Genomic DNA, 24,864 nt, shown 5'->3' with positions numbered 1-24,864 from the left:
TTGTGCACGGCACGGCAGCAGGCCGCCGTGACGGAACCGCGCGCTCGCACACGGGGTGCGAGCGCGCGGTTCCGTACGGGTACGGGTACGGGTACGGGATGCGGGGGCGGGCGGGCGTCAGGTGCCGACCGGGTGCCAGACCGTCTTCGTCTCCAGGAACGGCAGCAGCCGGCCCGTGCCCGGGTCGGCGGCCCAGTCCTCGGACGGCGCCGGGCGGAGGACGCGCTTCAGGTTGTCCGCCGCCGCGATCTCCAGGTCACGGGCCAGCTCGGGTCCGGCGCCGGTCAGGTCGATCGCGTTGACGTCCTGGTGCGCGGCCAGCGGCGTGCCCAGCTCGCTCGTACGCCCGGACAGCACGTTGACGACGCCGCCGGGCAGGTCCGAGGTGGCCAGCACCTCGGAGAGGGAGAGGGCGGGCAGCGGGCGCTCCTCGGAGGGTACGAGCACGGCGGTGTTGCCGGTGACGATCACGGGCGCGAGCACCGACACCAGGCCGAGGAACGACGACTCCTGCGGGGCCAGGACCGCCACCACGCCCGTCGGCTCCGGCGAGGACAGGTTGAAGTACGGCCCCGCGACCGGGTTCGCGCCGCCCGCGACCTGGGCGATCTTGTCGGACCAGCCCGCGTACCAGACCCAGCGGTCGATCGCCGCGTCCACCCGCGCCGCCGCCTTCCCCCTGGCCACGCCCTCCGCGGCCACGACCTCGGCGGTGAACTGGTCCCGGCGGCCCTCCAGCATCTCCGCGACGCGGTAGAGGATCTGCCCGCGGTTGTACGCCGTGGCCCCGGACCAGCCGCCGAACGCCTTGCGCGCCGCGGCCACCGCGTCCCGGGCGTCCTTGCGGGACGACAGGGGCGCGTGCGCCAGCCAGTTGCCCTTGGAGTCGGTCACCTCGTACACCCGTCCGCTCTCGGAACGGGGGAACTTGCCCCCGATGTAGAGCTTGTACGTCTTCAGGACGCCGAGCCGCGGTGCCGCGCGCCCCGCGGTCGCCTTCGGTGTGTCAGACATCGAGGTAAGCCTCCAAGCCGTGCCTGCCGCCCTCGCGGCCGAACCCCGACTCCTGGTAGCCGCCGAACGGCGAGGTCGGATCGAACTTGTTGAAGGTGTTGGACCAGATCACGCCCGCCCGCAACTGCTGCGCCATCTTGAGGATGCGCGAGCCCTTCTCCGTCCACACGCCCGCCGACAGCCCGTACGGGGTGTTGTTCGCCTTGGCGACCGCCTCGTCCGGGGTGCGGAAGGTGAGCACGGAGAGCACCGGGCCGAAGATCTCCTCGCGCGCGATGCGGTGCGCCTGCGTGACGTTCGTGAAGACCGTCGGCGCGAACCAGTAGCCGGTGCTGGGCAGTTCGCAGGCCGGGGACCAGCGCTCGGCGCCCTCGGCCTCGCCCGCGCGCGTCAGCTCGGTGATACGGGCCAGCTGCTCGGCCGAGTTGATGGCGCCGACGTCGGTGTTCTTGTCCAGCGGGTCGCCGATCCGGAGGGTGGCGAGGCGCCGCTTGAGCGCGTCCAGCAGCTCGTCCTGCACCGACTCCTGTACGAGCAGCCGGGAGCCCGCGCAGCAGACCTGGCCTCCGTTGAAGTAGATGCCGTTGACGATGCCCTCGACGGCCTGGTCGATCGGGGCGTCGTCGAAGACGATGTTCGCGCCCTTGCCGCCCAGCTCCAGCGTGAGCCGCTTACGGGTGCCCGCGACCGTACGCGCGATCTCCTTGCCCACCGCCGTGGACCCGGTGAACGCCACCTTGTCCACGTCGGGGTGCGCGACCAGCGCGGCGCCGGTGGGCCCGGCGCCCGTGACGATGTTGACGACGCCGCGCGGCAGGCCCGCCTGGCGGCAGATGTCCGCGAAGAACAGCGCCGACAGCGGGGTCGTCTCCGCGGGCTTGAGCACCACCGTGTTGCCGGTGGCCAGCGCGGGCGCGATCTTCCAGGCCAGCATCAGCAGCGGGAAGTTCCACGGGATGACCTGGGCGGCGACGCCGAGCGGCCGCGGGTCGGGGCCGAAGCCGGCGTGCGGGAGCTTGTCGGCCCAGCCCGCGTAGTAGAAGAAGTGCGCGGCGATCAGCGGGAGATCGGCGTCGCGGGTCTCGCGGATCGGCTTGCCGTTGTCGAGGGTCTCCAGCACCGCCAGCTCGCGGGCGCGCTCCTGGACGATGCGCGCGATGCGGAACAGGTACTTGGCCCGTTCGGCGCCCGGCAGCGCGGCCCACTCGGCGTGCGCGGCGCGGGCCGCCCGTACGGCCGTGTCCACGTCCTCCGCACTGGCCTGCGCGACCTCGGACAGCACCTCCTCGGAGGCGGGCGAGACGGTCTTGAACACCTTGCCGTCGGACGCGTCGCGGAACTCGCCGTCCACGAACAGGCCGTAGCTCGGCGCGATGTCCACGATCGCGCGGGACTCGGGCGCGGGCGCGTAGGCGAACGCCTTGGCGGGGCCGGTGCCGGCGGCGGCGCCGGTGCCGCCGGTCACCTGGGGGGTTTCACGTGTCATCTGGGTCAGTCCACCGTCACGTAGTCGGGACCGGAGTAACGCCCGGTGCTCAGCTTCTGGCGTTGCATCAGCAGATCGTTGAGGAGGCTGGAGGCGCCGAACCGGAACCAGTCCGGGCTGAGCCAGTTCGCGCCCGCCGTCTCGTTCACCAGCACCAGGTACTTGATCGCGTCCTTGGACGTGCGGATGCCGCCGGCCGGCTTCACGCCGATCTGCGTGCCGGTGGCGGCGCGGAAGTCCCGTACGGCCTCCAGCATCAGCAGCGTGTTCGGCGGGGTCGCGTTGACGGCGACCTTGCCGGTGGAGGTCTTGATGAAGTCCGCGCCGGCGAGCATCGCCAGCCAGGAGGCGCGGCGGATGTTGTCGTACGTGGACAGCTCGCCGTTCTCGAAGATCACCTTGAGGTGGGCGGCGCTGCCGTCGGGGCGTACGCACGCCTCCCGTACGGCGCGGATCTCCTCGAACACCGCCATGTAGCGGCCGGCGAGGAAGGCACCGCGGTCGATCACCATGTCGATCTCGTCGGCGCCCGCCGCCACCGCGTCGCGGGTGTCCGCGAGCTTGACCGGCAGCGCCGTACGGCCGGCCGGGAAGGCCGTCGCCACGGACGCGACGTGGATGCCGGAACCGGCCAGCGCCTCGCGGGCGGTGGCCACCATGTCCGGGTACACGCAGATCGCGGCGACCTTGGGGGCCGTTCTGTCCGTGGGGTCGGGGCTGATGCCCTTGGCGCAGAGCGACCGGACCTTGCCGGGGGTGTCGGCGCCCTCGAGGGTCGTCAGGTCGATCATCGAGATGGCCAGATCGATGGCGTACGCCTTGGCCGTGGTCTTGATGGAACGGGTGCCGAGCGCGGCGGCGCGTGCCTCGAGGCCGACGGCGTCGACGCCGGGCAGCCCGTGCAGGTAGCGGCGCAGGGCGGCGTCGGACGCGGTCACGTCGGCGAACGGTGAGCCGGTCGCGGCCGGGGCCCCGGAGGGGGTCGCGGGCGCGCCCGCGGACGGGGCCGGTGCGGGGGTGGAGGGCGCAGAGGACATGGTCACCAGACGAGCATATCTACACGCGTAGCGTCCTCTGAAGCGTGCGCTCCGAGATCGATGCCGGACCGCAATGTCCGGCATACGGACGGTCGGGCACAATCACCCTCATGACGAGCGAGCACAAGGGCCCCGAGCGGCGCGAGGGCAGGCGGGAGCGCGAGCGGGAGGGCGGCGCGGTGTCGGAGCGCGAGCGCGAGACGTCGTCTGAGCCGGAGGGGGAGTCCGCATCGGCTTCCGAGCCGGTTTCCGGTTCGGCTTCCGATTCGGCTTCCGATTCGGCCTCCGGTTCGGCTTCCGCAGCTGCCGCGGCCGCGCCGGAGCCGCCGAAGTACGCCGACCGCTGCTACCGGTCGCCCTCCGCCATCGCCGGCGGTGTCGTCCTCATCGCCCTCGCGGTCTGGCTGGGCGCCGACGCGGTGCTGAACGGCACCGGCCGCACACCCGTGACCGCCCTCGCCGGGCTGCTGTTCTTCGTGCCGTCTGTGGTCGCGTACACCCTGCGCCCCGCGGTCTTCGCGGGCGCGGAGGAGATGCGCGTACGGAACCCGCTGCGCACCATCACCGTGCCCTGGCCGTCGGTCGAGTCGCTGCAGGCGGGCTACACGAGCGAGGTGGTCGCCGGCGGCGGCAAGTACCAGCTGTGGGCCATCCCCGTCTCGCTGCGCGCCCGCAAGGGAGTCCAGCGCCACAACGCCCGCGTGCGGGCCGGTGAGCCGCCCGCCCGCGGCTTCCTGGGCATCGGCGGCCAGGCCGTCACCACCGAGGCGGACATGGCCGAGAAGCGCGCCACCTCGGACCAGGCCATCGACGAACTGCGCGAACTCGCCCTGCGCCACGGCGTCGACGGCCCGGACGCCGCCCCGGCGGGCGAGGTCACGGTGCGCTGGGCGTACGAGGTCCTCGTCCCGGCCCTGCTGGGCGCCATCGCCCTGGCGATCCTCTTCGCCACGCGCTGACGCCCTCCCGGCGCGCCGATCGCGCGTCAGATCGTGCCGGGCTCGGCCAGCCACTGAGCGGGCTGCCCGGTGCGGCGGGCGATGGTCGCGAAGTCACGGTCGTAGTGCAGCACCGTTAGCCCGTTCAGCTCGGCCGTCGCGGCGACAAGGAGGTCGACCGGGCCGGCCGACCGGTGCTCGCCGTGCCGGGTCAGCAACTCCTGCACGGTGTGGGCACGCCTCTCGACGCCGTCGGGCGTCGGGCACCAGCCGAAGAGCCGGCCGAGCAACTGCCGTTTCTCCGCGCGGTCGTGGAATGACTTCGCGGAGTACAGCACCTCCAGCTCGGTGAGGTCGCAGAGCCCCAGCAGCCCTTCGCGGAGCGCCGCTCCCCAGCGGTCGTCCAGCGTCTTGTCGAGCAGCAGCCGGACAGCGGCCGAGGTGTCGACCAGATAGGAAACAGTGCTCAACGGCGGTAGTTCTCTTTGTCGAGCAGCACGTCGAAATCACCCTGTGCGCCCATCTCGCGAAGCTCGGCCAGAGCCTGCGCTCTGGTGTGGCGCTTGGCCACCTCGAGCAGCGCGGAGTTCACCGTGTCCTTCTTCGTAGTGGTGCCGAGTATGGCGGCGGCCTCCGCCAGGGCCTCGTCGTCGATCTCGACCAGCAGCTTGGACATGCGACCCCCAATATATGCGGCTAGGGCTCAGTATATATCGCCGCGTCGGCGTGCCAAGGGATCTTCCGCCCTGTCCACCCGGTCCTCGCCGCCGTAGAACTCGTCAGCCTCGGCGCGCAGAGCTGCGGCATCGAGCCGCGGCCTGTGCCGCCATCTGTGCTGCAGGTCGATGACGGGGACAAAGCGCGGACGCAGCGGATTCCGCCGCTCGGTTGCGGTCATGGTGTGAGCGCAGGCGTGTACGTCGGTGCAGGTGGTCCGTACGCTCAGATGCCCGCCGCCGTGCTCAGGTCCGTCTTCAGGGCCGCGAGCGTCTGGCGGGCGCGGGTGCGGGCGTCGGGGAGGGCCGTGGCGTCCTCGACCGGGACGACCGCCTCCAGATAGCACTTCAGTTTCGGTTCCGTGCCGCTCGGCCGGACCACCACGCGTGCCGCGCCGTCGTCCAGCACGTAGCGCAGCCCGTCGGTCGGCGGCAGCGCGGCGGAGCCCGCGGTGAGGTCCTCGGCCGAGGTGACGGGCAGGCCCGCGAGTGACGACGGCGGGCGGCTGCGCAGCCGGTCCATCGCCACGGTGATCAGGGACAGGTCCTCGACGCGTACGGACAGCTGATCGGTCGCGTGCAGCCCGTACTCCACCGCGAGGTCGTCCAGCAGGTCGGTGAGCGTACGGCCCGACTCGCGCAGCTCGGCGGCGAGTTCGGCGGTCAGCAGCGCGGCGGTGATGCCGTCCTTGTCGCGGACGCCCTCGGGGTCGACGCAGTAGCCGAGGGCCTCCTCGTACGCGTACCGCAGCCCGTCCACCCGGGCCAGCCACTTGAAGCCGGTCAGCGTCTCCTCGTACGGGAGCCGCGCCGCCGCCGCGATGCGGGCGAGCAGGGAGGACGAGACGATCGTCGTCGCGAACGCGCCCCGCGCCCGCTTGTGCACCAGGTGCGTCGCGAGCAGCGCGCCCACCTCGTCGCCGCGCAGCATCCGCCAGCCCGACTCCGCGCCCGGGTCGGGCACGGCGACGGCGCACCGGTCGGCGTCCGGGTCGTTGGCGAGGACCAGGTCGGGGGCGGGGTCGGCGGCGCGGGCGGTGGCGTAGGCGAGGTCCATGGCGCCCGGTTCCTCGGGGTTCGGGAAGGCGACCGTGGGGAAGTCCGGGTCCGGCTCGGCCTGTTCGGGCACGGCGATCGGCGCGGGGAAGCCCGCCCGTACGAACGCCTCGTGCAACGTACGGGCCCCCACCCCGTGCAGTGCCGTGTGCACCGTACGGACGTCGCGCGCGGAGCCGTCGGTCAGCACCGCGCGCGTACGGTCCAGATACGCGTCCACGATCCCCTCGTCCAGCGTCTCCCAGCCGCCCTCGGGACGCGGCACCGAGGACAGCGGGCCGACGGCGGCGATCTCGGCGGCGATGTCGGCGTCGGCGGGCGGCACGATCTGCGAGCCCTCATCGAGGTACACCTTGTAGCCGTTGTCGCGCGGCGGATTGTGGCTCGCGGTGACGGTGACGCCGGCGACGGCGCCGAGGTGGCGTACGGCGAAGGCGAGTACGGGCGTGGGCAGCGGACCCGGCAGCAGCGCGGCGCGCAGCCCCGCGCCGGTCATCACCGCGGCGGTGTCGCGGGCGAACTCGGCGCTCTTGTGGCGGGCGTCGTACCCGACGACGACGAGGCCCTCGCCCTCCCCGTGCGTGCGCCGCAGGTACGCGGCCAGCCCGGCCGCCGCCCGGATCACCAGGGCGCGGTTCATCCGCATCGGCCCGGCGCCCAGCTCACCGCGGAGCCCGGCGGTGCCGAACTGGAGCGTGCCGGCGAACCGGTCCGCCAGCTCCTCACCGTCGGCCGTCTCGATGAGCTTGGCCAGTTCCTCCCGCGTCTCCGGGTCCGGATCCTCGGCGAGCCACGCGCGGGCCTGTGCGACGACATCGTTGTGCACGGGGGTTCCTGCCTCTCGAACGGGTCTGGGCCGGGGAACTGTTCCGGGGCGCGCCTCTGGGACGGCCCGTCTGGGGAGACGGGTTCCCGGTCAGATCCGGCCCAGCACCTGCGCGAGCAGAGATCCCATACGGCTGGCGGAGTCGCGGCCCGCCTGCAGGACCTCCTCGTGGCTGAGGGGTTCGCCGGTCATGCCCGCGGCGAGGTTCGTGACGAGCGAGATGCCGAGCACCTCGGCGCCCGCCTCGCGGGCCGCGATGGCCTCCAGGACGGTGGACATCCCGACCAGGTCGCCGCCCATGGTCCGCACCATGTTGATCTCGGCGGGGGTCTCGTAGTGCGGCCCGGTGACCTGCACGTACACGCCTTCGTCCAGGGAGGGTTCGATCTCCTGGCACAGGGCGCGCAGGCGCGGGGAGTAGAGGTCGGTGAGGTCCACGAAGTTCGGGCCGACGATGGGGGAGGCGGCCGTCAGGTTGATGTGGTCGCGGATGAGGACGGGCTGTCCGACCCGCATCCCGTCGCGGAGCCCGCCGCAGCCGTTGGTCAGCACGACGGACTTGCAGCCGGCGGCCACGGCCGTACGGACGCCGTGTGCGACGGCGGCGACGCCGCGGCCCTCGTAGTAGTGCGTGCGCCCCAGGAAGAGGAGCGCGCGCTTCGCGCCCACCTTGTACGAGCGGACCTTCCCGGAGTGGCCCTGCACCGTCGGCAGGGGGAACCCGGGCAGTTCGGTGACCGGGAACTCGTGCTCGGGCTTGCCGAGCACCTCGGCGGCGGGAAGCCAGCCGGAGCCCATCACGAGGGCGACGTCGTGGCTGTCCACCCCCGTGAGCTCCCGCAGGCGGTTGGCGGCTGCCTCGGCGGACGGGGTGCCGTGGTCTTCGGGTGTGCCCGATGTGGGAGATGCGTTCACGCGCACGAGGGTAGCCTGACTGAGCCTACGCGCGTAGAAGGGGCCGCTGAAGTGGATCGTAAACGGCGGGTTCCCGCCACGTTCCCTCTGCATTTCCCCCACATCACAGGGTGCGTTCGGCCCGGTTCGCCCCGTGGACCGGCTCAGCCGTGGTCGAGGCGGTCGCCGCAGTGCGGGCAGACGTAGTCGTCCGCGCCCGGCACCGCGGCCGCGGTCCGCGGCTCGCCCCAGTGCGCGCGGCAGCGGCTGCGGCGGCAGCCGCGGCAGGTGAGCCCGAGCGTCCGGTCCCAGCTGGCGTACACCCTGCACTCGCCGCGCGTACGGAGTGCCGCGAGCTCGCCGGAGTCCGTGAGCTCGCCCAGATACGACCGCCACCGCTCACCGCATTCGGAGCAGGTGCGCACGCCCGGCCCGTGCGCGGTGGCCGGCTCGTCCTTCTCCATTATCTGGATCAGCGGTCTGACGCCCGGCTGCGCCGATCTCCGGTTCCGCCACCGCCCGAGGAGCCCCATCCCGTACCCAGCCCTTCGTCGCCTCGACGTCGAAACGGCCGGGAACGCCCCGGCCGGCCGGGGATCATGCCAGCGCGGGTCCGGGACCGGTCCCGAAGGAGGGGCCGGGCTCGGAGGGCGCCCGGGGAGAGCACTAGCAGGGGCGCTTGCGCAGCTCCATCACGTAGTCGTGCGGGGCGCCGGCCGACTCGGCGGCGTCGGCGAGCTCGCCGAGGTAGCGGGCGGAGGGGAGGCCGCCCTCGTAGCCGTTGAGCACGTAGCACCAGGCCGGCTCGTCGCCGTCCAGGGTGTGCACCCTGACCCGCATCCGGCGGTAGATGTCCAGGCCCACGCCCTCCCAGCGGTCCATGGCGTCCTCGTCCATGGGCGCGATGTCGTAGAGGGCCACGAAGACCTGTGAGCGCGGTGCCTCGACCACCGTCGCCAGGGCGCCCTCCCAGCCCATGTGCTCGCCGCCGAAGGTGAGGCGCCAGCCGTCCAGCCATCCGGTGCCGCGCAGCGGTGAGTGCGGAGCGCGGCGTGACATCAGCCGCGCGTCGAGTGAGCCGGCGTAGGCGGCGAAGAGCGACATGGGTCGAGGGTACGGGAGTGGCCCCCGTGGTTCACCGCACCAGACATACGCCGCAACACGGGCCAGACCGGAATCGCGTAGTCCGGAACCTGGAGGCCCGTTCCGCCCGCTCTCCGGGGGCCGGGCGCGGAGCGCGGCGCGGATGCGGGACACTGGGACATGTGACTCGGATCGTGATCATCGGTGGCGGACCCGGCGGCTACGAAGCTGCGCTGGTGGCAGCGCAGCTCAACGCGGAGGTGACCGTCGTCGACTGCGACGGTCTCGGCGGCGCGTCGGTGCTCACCGACTGCGTGCCGTCCAAGACCCTCATCGCGACGGCCGAGGTGATGACGAACTTCGACTCCTCGCACGAGGAGCTCGGCATCAAGATCGAGGACGACACCCCGCCCATAGAGCAGGCGGCCCGCGTTGTCGGCGTTGACATGGGCAAGGTGAACCGCCGCGTCAAGCGGCTGGCGCTGGCCCAGTCGCACGACATCACCGCGTCCGTGACCCGTTCCGGCGCCCGCGTCATGCGCGGCCGAGGCCGCGTGGAGCCGAACCAGGCGCCCGACGGCTCGCGCCAGGTCGTCGTACGGGCAGCCGACGGGAGCGAGGAGCGGCTGACCGCGGACGCCGTGCTCGTCGCGACCGGCGGCCACCCGCGCGAGATCCCGGACGCGCGCCCCGACGGGCAGCGCATCCTCAACTGGACGCAGCTGTACGACCTGCAGGAGCTCCCCGAGGAACTGATCGTGGTCGGTTCCGGCGTCACCGGCGCCGAGTTCGCGGGCGCGTACCAGGCGCTCGGCTCGCAGGTCACCCTCGTCTCCTCGCGGGACCGCGTGCTGCCGGGCGAGGACCCGGACGCGGCCGCGGTGCTGGAGGACGTGTTCCGGCGGCGCGGCATGAACGTCATGGCGCGCTCGCGCGCGGCGTCGGCGAAACGTGTCGGCGACGGCGTGGAGGTCACGCTGAACGACGGCCGTACGGTCACGGGCACGCACTGCCTGGTCGCGGTCGGCGCCGTCCCCAACACGCGCGACATGGGTCTGGAGGAGGCGGGCGTACGGCTGCACGACTCGGGCCACATCTGGACGGACAAGGTGTCCCGTACGTCCGCGCCGGGCGTCTACGCGGCGGGCGACTGCACCGGCGTCCTCGCGCTCGCGTCGGTCGCGGCCATGCAGGGCCGGATCGCGATGTACCACTTCCTGGGCGAGACGGTGGCGCCGCTGAACCTCAAGACGGTCTCCGCGAACATCTTCACCGATCCGGAGATCGCCACCGTCGGCTACTCCCAGGCCGACATCGACGGCGGCAAGATGGACGCCCGGGTGGTGAAGCTGCCGCTGCTGCGCAATCCGCGCGCGAAGATGCAGGGCATCCGGGACGGCTTCGTGAAGCTGTTCTGCCGGCCGGGCACCGGCATCGTGGTGGGCGGCGTGATCGTGGCACCCCGCGCGAGCGAACTGATCCACCCCATCTCGCTCGCGGTCGACAACAACCTGACGGTGGAGCAGGTCGCCAAGGCATTCACCGTGTACCCGTCGCTGACCGGCTCGATCGCCGAAGTGGCACGGCAGTTGCACAGCCGCAAGGGCGCCGACGGCTGACTCCCGCGCTGCGTATACCACTTCGCAGCGAGTCGTACAAACAACTTCCGATAATTGCCGCAAGGAGCTGAAAGCAGACGGTCGGGGGCGTTACTGTCAGTTTTGTGTTCGCTGCAGAACGTCGCCAATTGATCCTTGAAATGGTCCGGGCCAACGGAGCCGTTTCGCTCCGTGAGCTCGCCCGAGTCGTCCAGACATCCGAAGTGACCGTCAGACGCGACGTGCGCGCGCTGGAGGCGGAAGGACTGCTCGACCGCCGCCACGGAGGTGCGGTGCTGCCGGGCGGATTCACCCGCGAGTCGGGCTTTCCGCAGAAATCCCTGTCCGCCACGGCCGAGAAGACCGCCATCGCCGAACTGGCCGCCGGGCTCGTCGAAGAGGGCGAGGCCGTCGTCGTCGGCGCCGGTACGACCACGCAGGAGCTGGCCCGCCGGCTCGCGCGCGTCGCCGGGCTGACCGTCGTCACCAACTCCCTGCTGGTCGCGCAGGCTTTGGCCCATGCCAACCGGGTCGAAGTCGTGATGACCGGAGGCACCCTGCGCGGCTCCAACTACGCACTGGTCGGCAGCGGTGCCGAGCAGTCCCTGCAGGGCCTGCGGGTCTCCCGGGCATTCCTGTCCGGCAGCGGGCTCACCGCCGAACGCGGCCTGTCCACCTCCAACATGCTGTCCGCCAGCGTCGACCGGGCGCTCGTACAGGCCGCGTCCGAGGTCGTGGTCCTCGCGGACCACACCAAGCTGGGCACCGACACGATGTTCCAGACGGTGCCGACGGAGCTGATGACCCGGCTCGTCACGGACGAGCCGCTGGCCCACGACGACCGCGCCGGGCGGGAGTTGCAGGCCCTGGCCGACCAGGGCGTGCAGATCGCCGTCGCCGGCACGGGGCCGGCGGGCGCGGGCATGGGGACGGAGCGGTCGTTCCAGACGGGCGGCGCGCACGGGGCCGGTTCCGGGCCCGTCGCGGGCGGCGCGTCCGGGCACGGGCCCGGCGCGGGCCGCCGCGAGGGGCCGCTGCCCGGGCAGCGGCGCAACCGGCCGCTGCGGGGCGGCGGGCCCTCCACGCCGCCCACGCTGCGGAGTGCGCCTCCGCCGCCGACGGCTCTGCCGGAAGGGTTCCGCTGACGCGCCGGCGGACGGCCGCCCGGCGTGGTGCGGCCACCCGCCGGAGCACGGCCCGTACGCCGCGCCGCCACGCCGTACGCGGGTGTGGCGGGTGTGGCGGGTGTGGCGCGGGTGCCGCGCGTGCCCGCCGGGCCGGACGGCAGGCTCGGCCCGCCCCGCGGGTCACCTCACCGCTTGTGGGCGACGATCGCGCCGGGGGCCGTCCCGGCCACGTCCGCTGCCGTCGGCCTGACCCCCGCCGCTCGGCACACCAGCTCAACGCCGTGCTCTTCGGCGGTGTCCATCAGGTCGTCGGAGCCCATCGCGGCGAGCGCCCGCCGCACCTCGGGCGCGTCCGGCCCTTCCCCGGTGCCGCCGTCCCAGTCCTCACCGGCGACTATCGCGCCGTCGCGGCGCACCACGAAGCACGTGTCGAGGTACCACCGGCAGAACGAGGCGGCGAAGGTGCCCTCCGACAGCTCCGGGCGGCCGGCCGCCGACGCACCCATGCTGTCCTCGACCACCAGGGTGTGCGGGCCGAGGGCGAACGCGGCGACGATCCCTTCGTTCAGGGAGAGTTCCTCACGCAGGGAGTGCTCCCGCAGCTCCCGCCACGTACCGGTCCTGATCCGCCGTGGCTCGACGCCCAGCCGGGACAGGGCGTCGAGAGGCGCCACGTCGTGGACGACGCTCACGCAGTATTCGGGCTCGGGGCTGTCTATGAGGAGCTTCAGCCATGAGGTGAAGTCCTCGCCCGGCTCCGGACCGCGGTCCGCATGGTCCGGAGCCGGAGCCGGAGGCGGTGCGATCACGGGGTCGTCGCGCATGTGCTCGTGCCAGAGCAGCCCGCCGTCGGCGTCCGCCAGGCAGAGCGACCAGAGCTTGTCGATCAGCCGCCAGGTGAGGACCGTCCCGTCCTGTTCCAGCCAGGGCACCAGCGGGCCGGTCAGCTGTCTGGTCACGCCGTGGCCGGTCCGGGTGTCCGTGGCCGAGATCCGCAGCGAGCCGTCGGGCTCGCGTGTGACCAGGCGGCGCCACTTGTGCTCGCGCACCAGATAGCGCGTGGGGGTGATCTCCGCGGCGGGTGCGGCGTCGTACACGGCCACCATCCCGGTCGGGCCGGTCCGCGAGTTGAACACCGGCATGCCGGGGCCATCGCACAGCTCCAGCTCGCCGCGGTTGTTGACGGTCAGGGACGCCGCTCCCGGCAGCGCGATGTCCGAGACCCAGACGGTCTCGTTCGCCGCGTCCTCCACCTGGACCGCGCCGCCGTCACCGAGCAGAAGCCGCCCGGCCGCTCCCCGGGCCCTGTCGCCCGCCCGCCACAGCACCTCTCCCGTGCGGAACACCGTGACGACGGCGATGCCCCCGGAGTCGTAACCCAGTCTGCACCGGCCGGACGGTGACCTGAGCGGATCGTCCTCGCTCAGCCGCTCATACGGCTTCAGCTCACGCACGCTTCGCTCCCTCTCCCCGCGGCTGCCGCCGGACGACGTGTGCAGTGCCAGGCTCACACGAGGGTCTGACAAGGCCCTCTCCGGAGCCTCTTCGCCGCGGCAGGGGGCCGGAACCGCGGGAGCCGGGGCGGTCGCCCGGCCTTACGGCCAGACCGCCCCGGCTCCTTCGCCGTTCAGACGCTACGAGCGCGTGCGCCCAGGTCCCTGCTCAGTCCCTGGTCAGTCCTGCTCAGTCCTTGATCTCGCAGATGACCGAGCCCGCCGACAGCGAGGCCCCGACCTCCGCGCTGAGGCCCTTGACAGTGCCCGCCCGGTGCGCGTTCAGCGGCTGCTCCATCTTCATCGCCTCGAGGACGACGACCAGTTCGCCCTCCTCGACCTGCTGCCCCTCCTCGACCGCGATCTTGACGATCGTGCCCTGCATGGGGGAGGCCAGCGCGTCGCCGGAGGCCGCGGAGCCGCCCTTCTTGGTGGCCTTGCGCTTGGGCTTCTTGCCGCCCGTGCCCGCTGCCGCCGCCCCCGCGGAGGCGCCCAACGAGGCGGGCAGGGACACCTCGAGGCGCTTGCCGCCGACCTCGACCACGACGACCTCGCGGCTGCCGTCGGCCTCGTCCTCCTCCGTGGCACCCGGAGCGGCGAACGGCTTGATCTCGTTGACAAACTCCGTCTCGATCCACCGCGTGTGCACCGTGAACGGGTCGGCCGTGAACGCCGGGTCGGCGACGACCGCCTGGTGGAACGGGATCGCGGTGGCCATGCCCTCGACCGTGAACTCCGCGAGCGCGCGCCGGGCCCGCTGCAGCGCCTGCTCGCGGGTCGCGCCGGTGATGATCAGCTTGGCCAGCAGCGAGTCCCAGGCCGGGCCGATGACCGAGCCCGTCTCGACGCCCGCGTCCAGCCGTACGCCGGGCCCCGCGGGCGGCGCGAAGGCCGTCACGGTGCCGGGGGCGGGCAGGAAGTTGCGACCGGGGTCCTCACCGTTGATCCGGAACTCGAAGGAGTGCCCGCGCAGTTGCGGGTCGTCGTACCCCAGCACCCCGCCGTCCGCGATGCGGAACATCTCGCGCACGAGGTCGATGCCGGTGACCTCCTCGGTGACCGGGTGCTCCACCTGGAGCCGGGTGTTGACCTCCAGGAAGGAGATCGTGCCGTCCTGTCCCACGAGGAACTCGCAGGTGCCCGCGCCCACGTAGCCGGCCTCCTTGAGGATGGCCTTCGACGCGCGGTACAGCTCCGCGTTCTGCTCGTCCGTCAGGAACGGCGCGGGCGCCTCCTCCACCAGCTTCTGGTGGCGGCGCTGGAGCGAGCAGTCGCGGGTGGAGACGACAACCACGTTCCCGTGCCGGTCCGCGAGGCACTGCGTCTCGACGTGCCGCGGGCGGTCCAGATAGCGCTCGACGAAGCACTCGCCGCGGCCGAAGGCGGCGACCGCCTCGCGAACCGCCGAGTCGTACAGCTCCGGCACCTCTTCCAGGGTGCGGGCGACCTTGAGGCCGCGTCCGCCGCCGCCGAAGGCCGCCTTGATGGCGATCGGCAGGCCGTGCTCGCGGGCGAACGCCACGACCTCGTCGGCCCCCGAGACCGGGTCCTTGGTGCCCGCGACGAGCGGCGCTCCCGCGCGCTGCGCGATGTGCCGGGCGGCGACCTTGTCGCCGAGGTCGCGGATGGCCTGCGGCGGCGGGCCGATCCAGGTGAGCCCGGCGTCGAGGACGGCCTGGGCGAACTCGGCGTTCTCGGAGAGGAAGCCGTAGCCGGGGTGGACGGCGTCGGCGCCCGAATCGGCGGCCGCGGTCAGCACCTTGGCGACGTCGAGGTAGCTCGCGGCAGGTGTGTCCCCGCCCAGCGCGTATGCCTCGTCGGCGGTCCGGACGTGCAGTGCGTCCCGGTCCGGCTCCGCGTAGACCGCGACGCTCGCGATCCCGGCGTCCCTGCAGGCTCGGGCAACCCGGACAGCGATCTCGCCGCGGTTGGCGATGAGCACCTTGCGCACGATGACTCCCTCCTGGAAACAAGGTGAGTTTAGGTATTGGTGACACCACACGCCGAGCGGCTCACAGGGGTGAGCTTGCCCACAGAGTGTGATCCGAGGGCGGCTGCACCCCCGTCATCCCTTGTCTGTACACGGTACGCCGGGTTTTGTGGGCTGCCTGCCGAACGCTGATGTGGTTAAGGTCTCTGTGGCAACAAGCATGGTCATTCCCCTTGTCTTTGTGGAACCCCTACGAACGTGGTGAGGATTCTTTAGCGTTCTGTCCAGGCCCTTGCCGCCACTCTTACCCGTGAGTAGCGTTCCCGGTGCCATGCGTTCGTGCTCGGCTGACGAGAGAAGTAGGGGTGGGTCGGGGTGGCTCGGAGACCCGTAGCCGTGGTTGGCGCGGCCGTGCTGATAGCGGAAGCGTTCGGGATCGTCCTGATCCATCTATTCCTCAGCATGGTCGTGGACGATCAGCAGATGTCTCTAGCCGGACTCGCGCCCCGCTCGATGACGGTCGCGACCGTCATCGGCGGCATTCTCTTCGGCGGCTATCTCCTCGTGTGCGCGGGGGTGTTGCTGCACATGGCGGTCCGCGACCGCGCTCCGCGCAACTTCCTGCGCATCCTGCTCATCAGCGCCGCCGTGGTGCACGGGGTGCTGGGCGCGTTCACCGTCGGGCTGGTCGGCTGGCCCGCGTTCCTGTTCATGATGCTGGTGCTCGGCCTGATCGTGTGGTCGCTGGTGTCGTACGGCGACCCCGAGGGCGGCGCCAAGCGCGAGAACAACGGCGCGCGCGGCAACGGCGGCAACGCGGGCCCGCCGCGTACTACTCCCGAGCCCACAGGTCCGTAACGGCCACCCCGAGCCGCCCGAGCAGCTCGCGCAGCAGCGGCATCGACAGCCCGATGACGTTCCCGTGACTGCCCTCGATGCCCTCGACGAACGGCGCCGACAGCCCGTCGAGCGTGAACGCGCCCGCCACGTGCAGCGGTTCACCCGAGGCGACGTACGCGGCGATCTCCGCGTCCGACGGCGTCCCGAACCGTACGGTCGTCTCCGCGGTCGCGGACGCGCGCGCCCCGCTCACCGTGTCGATCACGCAGTGCCCGGTGCACAGCACACCGGCCCGGCCGCGCATGGACTTCCAGCGCGCCGTCGCGTCCTCCGCGTCGGCGGGCTTGCCGAGCGGCTGCCCGTCCAGCTCCAGCAGGGAGTCGCAGCCGACGACGAGCGCTCCGGCGGCCTCGGGCCGTACGGCCACCGCGTCCGCCTTCGCCTCCGCCAGCACACGCGCCAACTCCCCGGGTGTGTCCGCGGACAGCGCATCCTCGTCGACCCCGCTGACGATCACCTCGGGCGCCAGCCCGGCCTGCCGGAGCAGCCCCAGCCGGGCGGGTGAGCCGGACGCGAGGACGAGACGGCGGGCGGTGCGCGGGGGGTGACCGGTGGCGTCGTTCATGCGCCGATCCTAGGAGAGCGCGCGAAGAGGCCGCCACCGCGGGCGGGCGACGTACACCGGGCGGTCAACGCCCGCCGGTGAGCAGCAGCGCGGCCAGCACCGAGACGGCGAGCAGCCAGCTCAGCCGGCGGAGCATGGTTTGGGCGGCACGGAGTTCCTCCGGCGGCTCGTCGTGGGGGTCAGACCAGAGCATAGGGACGATGGTCGGCCAGAACGGCGCGCAGCGCCTGAGTACGCGTACTCAGGCGCTGCGTTTATTTGTGCTCGGCTCGCCTCCGGGCCCTTGCACCCGGCGTCGACACTCTTCGACGCTGCACTCGGTCGTTCCTCGCTCACTTGGTCTCATCGCTTTCGACACCGGCGCGCCCTTGGCTCGCTCGCTGCACCCATGTCTCGGCTCGCGTCCGGGCGCTTGCGCGCGCCCAACAGGAGATCTCACCTCGGCCGCTCTTCGAGGCTGAGCTCGTTTCCGGCGGGCTCAGGCAGGCCAGAAGGTCGTCCGCCAGGCCTTCGGGCCCGGGTGGGGGACCCGGCTGCGCGGGATGGTGCGGGCCGGGTCGGACCACTCGTCGGCCTCGCGTGCGGCGGTGTCTCCCGCCGCCGCCGCGGCCGCCCGCGCACGGACCACCGCCAGGGCGGCGGCGAGCTCTTCGGGGGTCGGGTTGCCCCGTACGACCTTGATCATGGTGTTGCCCCTCTCCGTGGCTTTCGGCAGCGGACTGGCCGCTTAGAGCGGGATGTTGCCGTGCTTCTTGGGGGGCAGCTGCTCGCGCTTGGAGCGGAGCGTACGCAGCCCGCGGGTGATGTGGCGCCGCGTCTCGGACGGCATGATGACGGCGTCTACATACCCACGTTCGGCCGCCACATACGGATTGAGCAGCGCGTCCTCGTACTCCTCCGTGAGCTTCGCCCGCAGTTCCTCCGTCTGCTCGGGCGAACCGGCCTCGGCGAGTGCCTTGCGGTGCAGGATGTTCACGGCGCCCTGCGCGCCCATCACGGCGATCTGGGCGGTGGGCCAGGCGAAGTTGAGGTCGGCGCCGAGGTGCTTGGAGCCCATGACGTCGTACGCGCCGCCGAACGCCTTCCGCGTGATCACGGTGATCAGCGGGACGGTGGCCTCCGCGTACGCGTAGATCAGCTTGGCGCCGCGCCGGATGATCCCGTCGTACTCCTGGTCGGTGCCGGGCAGGAAGCCGGGCACGTCGACGAAGGTCAGCACCGGGATGTTGTACGCGTCGCAGGTGCGCACGAAGCGCGCCGCCTTCTCGCTCGCGTCGATGTCCAGGCAGCCGGCGAACTGCATGGGCTGGTTGGCCACCACGCCCACAGACTGGCCCTCGACGCGGCCGAAGCCGGTGATGATGTTCGGCGCGAACAGCGCCTGCGTCTCCAGGAACTCGGAGTCGTCCAGCACGTGTTCGATGGCGCTGTGCATGTCGTACGGCTGGTTCGCGGAGTCCGGGATGAGGGTGTCCAGCTCGCGGTCCTCGTCGGAGGTCTCGAGGCTGACCGCCTCGGGGAAGACGGGCGGCTCGGAGAGGTTGTTGCTCGGCAGGTACGAGAGCAGCGCCTTGACGTACTCGACGGCGTCCTTCTCGTCGCCCGCCATGTGGTGCGCGACGCCGGAGGTGGTGTTGTGCGTACGGGCGCCGCCCAGTTCCTCGAAGCCGACGTCCTCGCCCGTGACGGTCTTGATCACGTCGGGGCCCGTGATGAACATGTGCGAGGTCTGGTCGACCATCACCGTGAAGTCGGTGATCGCGGGGGAGTAGACCGCGCCGCCCGCGCACGGGCCCATGATCAGGCTGATCTGCGGGACGACGCCGGAGGCGTGTACGTTCCGGCGGAAGATCTCGGCGAACAGGCCGAGGGCGGTGACGCCCTCCTGGATACGGGCGCCGCCGCCGTCGTTGATGCCGATCACCGGGCAGCCGGTGCGCATCGCGAAGTCCATGACCTTGACGATCTTCTCGCCGTAGACCTCGCCGAGCGATCCCCCGAAGATCGTGAAGTCCTGCGAGTACACGCACACGGGGCGGCCGTCCACGGTGCCGTAGCCGGTCACGACGCCGTCGCCGTACGGGCGGTTGCGTTCGATGCCGAAGGCGACCGAGCGGTGCCGCGCGAACTCGTCCAGTTCCGTGAACGACCCCTCGTCGAGCAGCAGATCGACGCGTTCGCGAGCGGTCAGCTTCCCCTTCGCGTGCTGCTTCTCGACGGCACGCGCGGAGCCCGCGTGCGTGGCCTCCGCCGCCCGCCGCTGAAAGTCCGCGATCTTGCCCGCGGTCGTATGGATGTCGGGGCTTGTCTCCTGCTCGGACACGGCCTGCGGCTCCTACTCGTCTCGGGGGCTACTCGTTCGTAGGTTATCCGTGCGGCCGTTCCCCGTCGCTGCGGCGTTGGACACACCCCCGTTACGCACGGCGTACGTACGGCGCCGCCGCGGGCACCGTACGAGGGCTGCGGCGGCGCCGGGCGTGTTGCTCCACCCGGTGGTCATATGGGGGTCATCCCGTGCTTATCCGGTGGCGACCACCGCCTCGGGGGTGCTCTCGGTGACCGTTGCGTCACCGAGGGCGGCCAGGTGGCGCTCGGCGTCCAGGGCGGCGGCGCAGCCGGTGCCGGCGGCGGTGACGGCCTGGCGGTACGTGTGGTCCACCACGTCTCCGGCGCCGAAGACGCCGGGCAGGCTGGTGCGGGTGGTGGGGGCCCGTACGGCGAGGAAGCCGTGGCCGTCCAGCTCGAGCTGGTCGCGGAACAGCTCGGTGCGGGGGTCGTGGCCGATGGCGATGAAGAGGCCGCCGACGGCCAGTTCGCGGCCGGGGGCGCGGCGGTCGGAAGTGTCGCGGAGGGTGACGCCGTGCAGCCGGGTGTCGCCGTGGATCACGGCGATCTCACTGTTCAGGGCGAACCGGATCTTCGGGTCGGCGTACGCGCGCTGCTGCATGACCGCGGAGGCGCGGAGGGTGCCGCGGCGGTGGACGAGCGTGACGCTGCGGGCGTAGCGGGTCAGGAACGTGGCCTCTTCGAGGGCGGAGTCGCCGCCGCCGACCACGGCGACGTCCTGGCCGCGGAAGAAGAAGCCGTCGCAGGTGGCGCACCAGGAGACGCCGCTGCCGGACAGCTCGTCCTCGCCCGGGAGGCCGAGCTTGCGGTAGCGGGAGCCCGTGGCCAGCACGACGGCACGGGCGCGGTGCACGGTGCCGTCCTCGTCGGTGAGGGTCTTGATGTCGCCGGCGAGGTCGGCGCGTACGACGTCGGTGTCCCGCAGGTCCGCGCCGAACCGTTCGGCCTGCGCGCGCATCCGCTCCATCAGCTCCGTGCCCAGGACGCCGTCGGGGAAGCCGGGGAAGTTCTCCACGTCGGACGTGGTGGTCAGGGCGCCGCCGACGAAGACCGAGCCGCAGAACACCAGGGGGTGGAGGGCGGCGCGCGCGGTGTAGAGGGCGGCGGTGTAGCCGGCGGGGCCGGAGCCGATGACGGCGACGTCGCGTACGGCGTCCTGTACGACATCGCGTACGGCGTCGCGTTCGGGGGCGCTCACCGCTCGGCCCGCCGGTCGTCCGTGGTGGCGCTGCCGGCCGGGACGGTGTGCAGGAGGTTGTTCCCCGACCCCTCGCCGGGGTCCCGTACGCGGTCCTTGGTGGCGGCCGCGATCAGCGCCGCGTCGAGCTCCCTGGGCGTCGCCTCCGGGTGCCCGGCGAGATGCATGGCCGCCACCCCGGCGGTCTCCGCCGCGGCCGCCGAGGTGCCGGTCAGGGTGGTCCGGGCGGTGTCGCTGCAGGCGCCGGCGGTGACGATGTCCGTGCCGGGCGCGAACAGGTGCGCGCAGGAACCGTGGTTGGACCACTTCGGCCGGGTGTCGTCCGGGCCGGTCGCCGCCACCGTGATCGCGGTCGTCTGCCGGGCGGGGGTGACGTCGCAGGCGTCGCCGCCCGTCCCGTCCGCGTCGCCGTTGCCGGCGGCCGCGGTGTACGCGACGCCCCGCACGGTCATCTCGTACAGCTGCAGGTCGAGTACGGAGCCGGGCGGTCCCGAGAATCCCAGGTTGACCACGGCCGGCCGGCCGGACGCGGTGGCCTCGGTGGTGATCCAGTCCACGGCCGTCATGAGGTGCTCCATGGTGGCGGTGCCGTCGCAGCGGAAGGCGCGTACGGAGGCGATGCCGGCCTGCTTGGCGGCACCGTACGAACTGCCCGCGGCGGTCGCGGCCATGGCGGTGCCGTGGCCGTGGCAGTCCGTGCCGGACCGGCCGCCCTCCCGCTGCTCGACGGCGTCGTACGCGGCGCGGGCACGGCCGCCGAACTCCGCGTGGCTGACACGCACTCCGGTGTCCAGGACGTACACGTCGGTGCCGGCCGCGTCGCCGGGGTAGGTGTACGAGGCGTCCAGCGGCAGGTCCGTCTGGTCCAGCCGGTCCAGGCCCCAGGAGGGCGGATCGGGCTGGGTGCCGCCGTCATCCCGCGGGGGCGGCGAGGGCGCGTGCGTGCCCGCGCGGTGCGGGCCGTGTGGCGCGGGCCGCGACGGGCGGGCGGCGACCTCGTACGTGCGGTCGCCCGTCACCGAACTCACGCGGGCGTCCCGGAGATACGCGTCGACCTCCGCCTCGGTGAGGCTCACCGAGAAACCCTGGAGCGCGGAGTGGTAGACGCGGCGGAGCTCGCCGCCGTTGTCGGCGGTCATCTCCTCGGCCCGCCGGGTGACGGCCTCTTCGGTGGCGTCGGTCCCGTGTATCTGTACGACGTGGACGCCGCGTTCGCCGGTCCCCGCGGCGGGGGTGGCGTGCGCGGGGGAGAAGTGCGGTGGCAGGGCCACCGCCGCGGCGGCCGTCGCCACGGCCGCCGCCCGGAGCAGGTGCTTCTTGGTCATGGGGGTCATGGGGTACCTCTCGCAAGGGGGTTCGCCGCCGCGCGGGGCGCGGGCCCGTACGGCCCGGCGCCCCCGCGGGGACGCCGGGCGCTGGGGGACTGGCCGGGGAACTAGAGGTTGGACAGCCAGCGGCGCAGGGATTCCGGCCCGTCGAATCCGACGAGGCGGCTGCCCGCTTCCTCACCGTTCTGGATGTTCAGCAGCGCGGGAATCCCGCGGACGCCCCACTGCCGCTGAAGGTCCGGATTCCGGTCGACGTCGACGCGTGCCCATATCCAGGAGCCGTCGTCCTCGTCGTGGTACCGCTGCAGATATGGCTTCTGCTTCTGGCACCACTGGCACCACTCGGCGGTGAAGTCGAGGACGACCGGCTTTTCCTTCGACATCTCCATGACCTGCTGGTAGTTCTCCGAGGTCACATCGATGACAGTCGGGTCCGCGGCCGGAGCCGGAGCGGCGGCCTGTGAGGCGGCGGGGGAGGCGCCGAAGGCGGGGAGGGCGGCACCGCCCAGCAGCATGACCACCGCGGCGGCCACGACCGTTCCTTTTCTGAGCATGGGTCAATTCCTTTCCTTTGGGGGAGGAAAACCGTGGAGGGATTACGAGTGGGGCGCGTTGTCTCCTTTCCTCGCGGTGGGGAGGCCGCCGGCGACCCAGTCCTCGATTCCCTCGCGGTACTTGCGCACGTGGGTGTAGCCGAGGCGGAGCAGACGGGCGCCGACGAGTTCGCTGTTGCGGCAGGGCACGTTCGCGCAGTACACGACGATGGGCGCGGCGGGGTCGGGCAGCAGCCGCGGCGCCAGTTCGTCGGTGAACGCGGCGGCCTGCTCGTAGGGGAAGCCGGGAATGTTCACGGCGGTAGGCAGATGCTCGGCGCGGTAATAGTCGGCCGGCATGGTGTCGACCACGGTCACCGAGCCCGCGTCGATCTCCTTCTTCAACTCGTCCCTTGTCACCAGGGGAAGCACGTCAACCTCCGGCTTTCGTCAGCGTGATGTCCAATGGCCCGGCCCCGGCGGAAGGCGGGGGACGGCGTGCCGTACGCGCCGTCCGTACGCGGCCCGCGACCGCGTACAGCGCGAAGGCGGCGAGCAGCGAATTGATCGTGGGAATGCCCTGGTCGACGAATTTGCCGACGAGCGCGGCGGCCGCCCAGCACACCAACGACAGCGGCATCCAGTCCTGTTGGTTTCCGGGAAGTACGCCGGCCCGCCGGGCCCGGTCCAACTCGCCGCGGAAGCGCCGTACCACGAAATACTCGGCGATGATGATGCCGGCCACCGGCGGCGCCAAAATTCCGATCGTCTCCAGGAAATCCGTGAACCGGTCCATGATGCCGACCGCGGACAGCGCCGTTCCCGCCGCGCCGATCAGCACGGTCACCGACCGTCTGCTCACCTGCCGTCCGAACAGCACGTCCAGGGAATTGACCAGGCCCAGCGAAGAGGAATACAGATTCCAGTCGTTGATCTTCAGAATCGCGGTCGCCAGGATCAGCGTGCCCAGCACGCCCGACGAGGTGGTGATGATGCCGACGATGTCCGCGGTCCGTGCGGCCTGCGCCAGCAGCACCGCCGTCAGCCCGATCAGGTACTCGCCCAGCGTCACGCTGATCAGCGTCTGCTTGACGACGTCGGCGGGCCGGCGGTTGAACCGGGTCATGTCAGGCGTCATGATCGCGCCGAGGATGAACGCCCCGGACACCAGCGTCGTCCCCTCCGCGAGCGACAGCGCGGGCCCGGGCGGCGGCGCTTCCATCAGGGCGGTCAGGGAGTGGCCGCGCAGGGTGTCGACCACGGAGAACGCGGCGAGGAAGAGGAACGCCGGCACCGTGAGGTACGCGGTCCAGGCCATCATCGAGAACCCGTACACCGTGATGACCGTGATCACGGCCCCGCCGAGCAGCGCCCAGACCCACTGCGGGCAGCCGCCGGCCAGATCGTGCATCCCCTGCGCGAACACCCCGTTCTGCACCCCGAACCAGCCCGCCAGGCTCAGCGCGATGAGCAGCCCGACCAGCGCGGAGCCCTTGCGTCCGAATCCCGACCAGCGGGCCAGCACGGAGGTCGAGAGGCCCTCGCGGACCCCGGCGACGCCCAGCAGGATGGTGACGGTCTCGAGCATCACCGACCCGACGGTGATCGCCAGCACCGCGTCCCAGAACCGCATCCCGAACCCGAGCACGGCGCCGACCAGGAACTGCTGGAAGGACGAGACCTGCCCGAACCGCTGCACGGCCACCGACACCCACGACCGGCGGGCCTCCTCGGGCACCCGGGTCAGCGCGTAGTCGTCCCGCGCCTCGCTGCTCCCGGCGGCCGTACGGGTGCCGCTCTCCGCGGCGGACATCAGCTCACCGTCACCCGTGCCGTGGCGTCCCGGCGCCGTTGCCCGGCCTCCGGCGCGGGCCCCGAACCGTGCTCCCGTACGACGAGGAAGCCCTGCCCGGGGGCGGCGGACCAGGGCAACTCGCCGCCGTAGAAGCGCTCCAGGAATCGCACCCGCTGGTGGTACACGAACATCGACACGCCGCCGTCCCCCGCGCCCTCGGCCGCCGCGATGCCGCCGGAGTCGGCGAACAGCGGCAGCTCGGCCAGGAAGTACCGCACGGCGAGGAGCAGTTGCTCGCGGGTGGGCTCGGCGCCCGGTGCCAGCTTGTGCTCCAGCACCCAGCGGGAGGCGTCCAGGCAGGCGTCGCGGAACCGCCGGTCGCCGTCGAACAGCCCGTTCGCCTCGTCCAGCAGCTCCGCGTACCGCGCGTTCCGCCGCAGCCGGTCCATGCCCCACACCTGTTCGCAGGGGTCGGGCACGGCCAGCGAACGGAGCGCGGTGGCCACCTTGTTGTGGACGTACTGGCCCTGCCGCTGCGCCTTGTGCCGGGCCCGGCCGAGCGGATAGCCCTGGGCCTGCAGGGTGTACGCGGCGACCGTGTCGGGGACGAAGAAGTGGCAGCCGTCGAAGGTGCGCAGGGCCCATTCCGCCAACGCCGTGATGCGGGGGGTGCGGAAGTAGCCGTTGAAGGGGCTGACGCCAATACACACATGGGTGGCCCTGGGCAGTAACTCACCGCATCCCGCGGTAAGTGGTTCAACGTCGAACATAAACTTCCTCCGAACGGAAGAGGGCAAGCCGTGTCACCTTGGGGGGTGCCTTTCGCTGACCGGATCGTCGCGCTCCGGCCTGGCGCCGGGGTAGTGTCACCCGGCTATGCCGCACGGACATATCTCTCCCGTGCGCGCGCATTTCGCTTTTCGCCGGGATGGCTTCGGGAAAGTGTCTACGCGCGTCTTGCTGGCGGCGATCCGTATGCCCTGCAAGGGAGCTCGGTGCGA

26 protein-coding genes are annotated in these 24,864 nt (G+C 72.0%); 4 read left to right on the top strand and 22 right to left on the bottom strand.

What is annotated here, in order from left to right; all coding sequences use genetic code 11:
• Nucleotides 1-117: 117 nt before the first annotated feature.
• The 3 genes from DVA86_RS15485 to deoC are packed head-to-tail and all read right to left on the bottom strand — an operon-like array spanning nt 118 to nt 3,537.
• On the bottom strand, nt 118-1,014 hold the full coding sequence (locus DVA86_RS15485) for an aldehyde dehydrogenase family protein (protein ID WP_208879006.1): 897 nt from the start codon (nt 1,012-1,014) through the stop codon (nt 118-120).
• Nucleotides 1,007-2,500, bottom strand: a complete 1,494-nt coding sequence (locus tag DVA86_RS15480) for an aldehyde dehydrogenase family protein (protein WP_208879004.1) — start codon at nt 2,498-2,500, stop codon at nt 1,007-1,009. The genes DVA86_RS15485 and DVA86_RS15480 overlap by 8 nt, the downstream gene beginning before the upstream one ends.
• Before the next feature lie 5 nt (nt 2,501-2,505).
• Complete coding sequence (gene deoC / locus DVA86_RS15475; RefSeq protein ID WP_208884728.1) at nt 2,506-3,537, bottom strand: deoxyribose-phosphate aldolase; 1,032 nt, start codon at nt 3,535-3,537, stop codon at nt 2,506-2,508.
• Nucleotides 3,538-3,647: 110 nt separating this feature from the next.
• Here deoC and DVA86_RS15470 point away from each other — a divergent pair, with 110 nt between their 5' ends.
• Nucleotides 3,648-4,496 (top strand): PH domain-containing protein, encoded by an 849-nt coding sequence (locus DVA86_RS15470; protein WP_208879002.1) that lies wholly within the window; start codon nt 3,648-3,650, stop codon nt 4,494-4,496.
• Nucleotides 4,497-4,522: 26 nt separating this feature from the next.
• Here DVA86_RS15470 and DVA86_RS15465 read toward each other — a convergent pair whose 3' ends face one another.
• The 7 genes from DVA86_RS15465 to DVA86_RS15435 all read right to left on the bottom strand — a co-directional run bounded on the left by DVA86_RS15465 (nt 4,523) and on the right by DVA86_RS15435 (nt 9,071).
• Nucleotides 4,523-4,945 (bottom strand): PIN domain nuclease, encoded by a 423-nt coding sequence (locus DVA86_RS15465; RefSeq protein WP_208879000.1) that lies wholly within the window; start codon nt 4,943-4,945, stop codon nt 4,523-4,525.
• Nucleotides 4,942-5,151, bottom strand: a complete 210-nt coding sequence (locus DVA86_RS15460; RefSeq protein ID WP_208878998.1) for a type II toxin-antitoxin system VapB family antitoxin — start codon at nt 5,149-5,151, stop codon at nt 4,942-4,944. Before DVA86_RS15460 ends, DVA86_RS15465 begins: the two co-directional genes overlap by 4 nt.
• A 27-nt stretch (nt 5,152-5,178) precedes the next feature.
• Nucleotides 5,179-5,373: a hypothetical protein gene (locus DVA86_RS15455; protein ID WP_208878997.1), complete on the bottom strand. Its 195-nt coding sequence runs from the start codon at nt 5,371-5,373 to the stop codon at nt 5,179-5,181.
• Between the two features lie 44 nt (nt 5,374-5,417).
• The gene (locus tag DVA86_RS15450) at nt 5,418-7,073 is read right to left on the bottom strand and encodes a phospho-sugar mutase (protein ID WP_208878995.1); all 1,656 of its coding nucleotides are present in this window, start codon (nt 7,071-7,073) and stop codon (nt 5,418-5,420) included.
• Nucleotides 7,074-7,163: 90 nt separating this feature from the next.
• Nucleotides 7,164-7,988, bottom strand: a complete 825-nt coding sequence (locus DVA86_RS15445) for a purine-nucleoside phosphorylase (RefSeq protein WP_245996616.1) — start codon at nt 7,986-7,988, stop codon at nt 7,164-7,166.
• 143 nt (nt 7,989-8,131) lie between these two features.
• Nucleotides 8,132-8,431, bottom strand: coding sequence for a hypothetical protein (locus tag DVA86_RS15440; protein ID WP_208878992.1), 300 nt, complete (start codon nt 8,429-8,431; stop codon nt 8,132-8,134).
• Nucleotides 8,432-8,633: 202 nt separating this feature from the next.
• Nucleotides 8,634-9,071 (bottom strand): gamma-glutamylcyclotransferase family protein, encoded by a 438-nt coding sequence (locus DVA86_RS15435; RefSeq protein WP_208878991.1) that lies wholly within the window; start codon nt 9,069-9,071, stop codon nt 8,634-8,636.
• Nucleotides 9,072-9,223: 152 nt separating this feature from the next.
• Between DVA86_RS15435 and DVA86_RS15430 the strand changes: the two genes are divergently transcribed.
• On the top strand, nt 9,224-10,669 hold the full coding sequence (locus DVA86_RS15430; RefSeq protein WP_208884726.1) for an NAD(P)H-quinone dehydrogenase: 1,446 nt from the start codon (nt 9,224-9,226) through the stop codon (nt 10,667-10,669).
• Between the two features lie 140 nt (nt 10,670-10,809).
• Entirely contained in the window at nt 10,810-11,793 is a 984-nt protein-coding gene (locus DVA86_RS15425; protein WP_245996615.1) for a DeoR/GlpR family DNA-binding transcription regulator, read from the top strand.
• Between the two features lie 167 nt (nt 11,794-11,960).
• Here DVA86_RS15425 and DVA86_RS15420 read toward each other — a convergent pair whose 3' ends face one another.
• Both DVA86_RS15420 and DVA86_RS15415 read right to left on the bottom strand, forming a co-directional pair.
• Complete coding sequence (locus DVA86_RS15420; protein WP_208878988.1) at nt 11,961-13,229, bottom strand: DUF6461 domain-containing protein; 1,269 nt, start codon at nt 13,227-13,229, stop codon at nt 11,961-11,963.
• 229 nt (nt 13,230-13,458) lie between these two features.
• Nucleotides 13,459-15,219 (bottom strand): acetyl/propionyl/methylcrotonyl-CoA carboxylase subunit alpha, encoded by a 1,761-nt coding sequence (locus DVA86_RS15415; protein WP_208878987.1) that lies wholly within the window; start codon nt 15,217-15,219, stop codon nt 13,459-13,461.
• A gap of 390 nt (nt 15,220-15,609) precedes the next feature.
• Between DVA86_RS15415 and DVA86_RS15410 the strand changes: the two genes are divergently transcribed.
• Entirely contained in the window at nt 15,610-16,056 is a 447-nt protein-coding gene (locus tag DVA86_RS15410) for a hypothetical protein (protein WP_245996614.1), read from the top strand.
• Here the strand turns inward: DVA86_RS15410 and DVA86_RS15405 are convergent.
• The 10 genes from DVA86_RS15405 to DVA86_RS15365 all read right to left on the bottom strand — a co-directional run bounded on the left by DVA86_RS15405 (nt 16,031) and on the right by DVA86_RS15365 (nt 24,633).
• On the bottom strand, nt 16,031-16,663 hold the full coding sequence (locus DVA86_RS15405; protein WP_208878984.1) for a Maf family protein: 633 nt from the start codon (nt 16,661-16,663) through the stop codon (nt 16,031-16,033). The genes DVA86_RS15410 and DVA86_RS15405 overlap by 26 nt on opposite strands.
• A 64-nt stretch (nt 16,664-16,727) precedes the next feature.
• Entirely contained in the window at nt 16,728-16,856 is a 129-nt protein-coding gene (gene mmpB, locus DVA86_RS35955; RefSeq protein ID WP_281279298.1) for a morphogenic membrane protein MmpB, read from the bottom strand.
• 285 nt (nt 16,857-17,141) lie between these two features.
• Complete coding sequence (locus DVA86_RS15400) at nt 17,142-17,348, bottom strand: acyl-CoA carboxylase epsilon subunit (RefSeq protein WP_208878983.1); 207 nt, start codon at nt 17,346-17,348, stop codon at nt 17,142-17,144.
• Nucleotides 17,349-17,390: 42 nt separating this feature from the next.
• Nucleotides 17,391-18,986, bottom strand: a complete 1,596-nt coding sequence (locus tag DVA86_RS15395; RefSeq protein ID WP_208878981.1) for an acyl-CoA carboxylase subunit beta — start codon at nt 18,984-18,986, stop codon at nt 17,391-17,393.
• A 195-nt stretch (nt 18,987-19,181) separates the two neighbouring features.
• Entirely contained in the window at nt 19,182-20,207 is a 1,026-nt protein-coding gene (gene trxB, locus DVA86_RS15390) for a thioredoxin-disulfide reductase (protein ID WP_208878980.1), read from the bottom strand.
• Nucleotides 20,204-21,532: a S8 family peptidase gene (locus tag DVA86_RS15385; protein ID WP_208878979.1), complete on the bottom strand. Its 1,329-nt coding sequence runs from the start codon at nt 21,530-21,532 to the stop codon at nt 20,204-20,206. The genes trxB and DVA86_RS15385 overlap by 4 nt, the downstream gene beginning before the upstream one ends.
• Before the next feature lie 110 nt (nt 21,533-21,642).
• On the bottom strand, nt 21,643-22,089 hold the full coding sequence (locus tag DVA86_RS15380; RefSeq protein ID WP_208878977.1) for a thioredoxin family protein: 447 nt from the start codon (nt 22,087-22,089) through the stop codon (nt 21,643-21,645).
• Between the two features lie 42 nt (nt 22,090-22,131).
• Nucleotides 22,132-22,500, bottom strand: a complete 369-nt coding sequence (locus DVA86_RS15375; RefSeq protein WP_208878961.1) for a rhodanese-like domain-containing protein — start codon at nt 22,498-22,500, stop codon at nt 22,132-22,134.
• A 1-nt stretch (nt 22,501) separates the two neighbouring features.
• Nucleotides 22,502-23,881, bottom strand: a complete 1,380-nt coding sequence (locus DVA86_RS15370; protein ID WP_208878960.1) for a purine-cytosine permease family protein — start codon at nt 23,879-23,881, stop codon at nt 22,502-22,504.
• On the bottom strand, nt 23,881-24,633 hold the full coding sequence (locus DVA86_RS15365; protein ID WP_208878958.1) for a tRNA-dependent cyclodipeptide synthase: 753 nt from the start codon (nt 24,631-24,633) through the stop codon (nt 23,881-23,883). Before DVA86_RS15365 ends, DVA86_RS15370 begins: the two co-directional genes overlap by 1 nt.
• Nucleotides 24,634-24,864 lie beyond the last annotated feature (231 nt).

Origin of the sequence: Streptomyces armeniacus, assembly GCF_003355155.1 — a bacterium.
Lineage (GTDB): Bacteria > Actinomycetota > Actinomycetes > Streptomycetales > Streptomycetaceae > Streptomyces > Streptomyces armeniacus.
The sequence above is the reverse complement of the archived record's forward strand: the minus strand, read 5'-3'. Positions and strand labels throughout refer to the sequence as shown.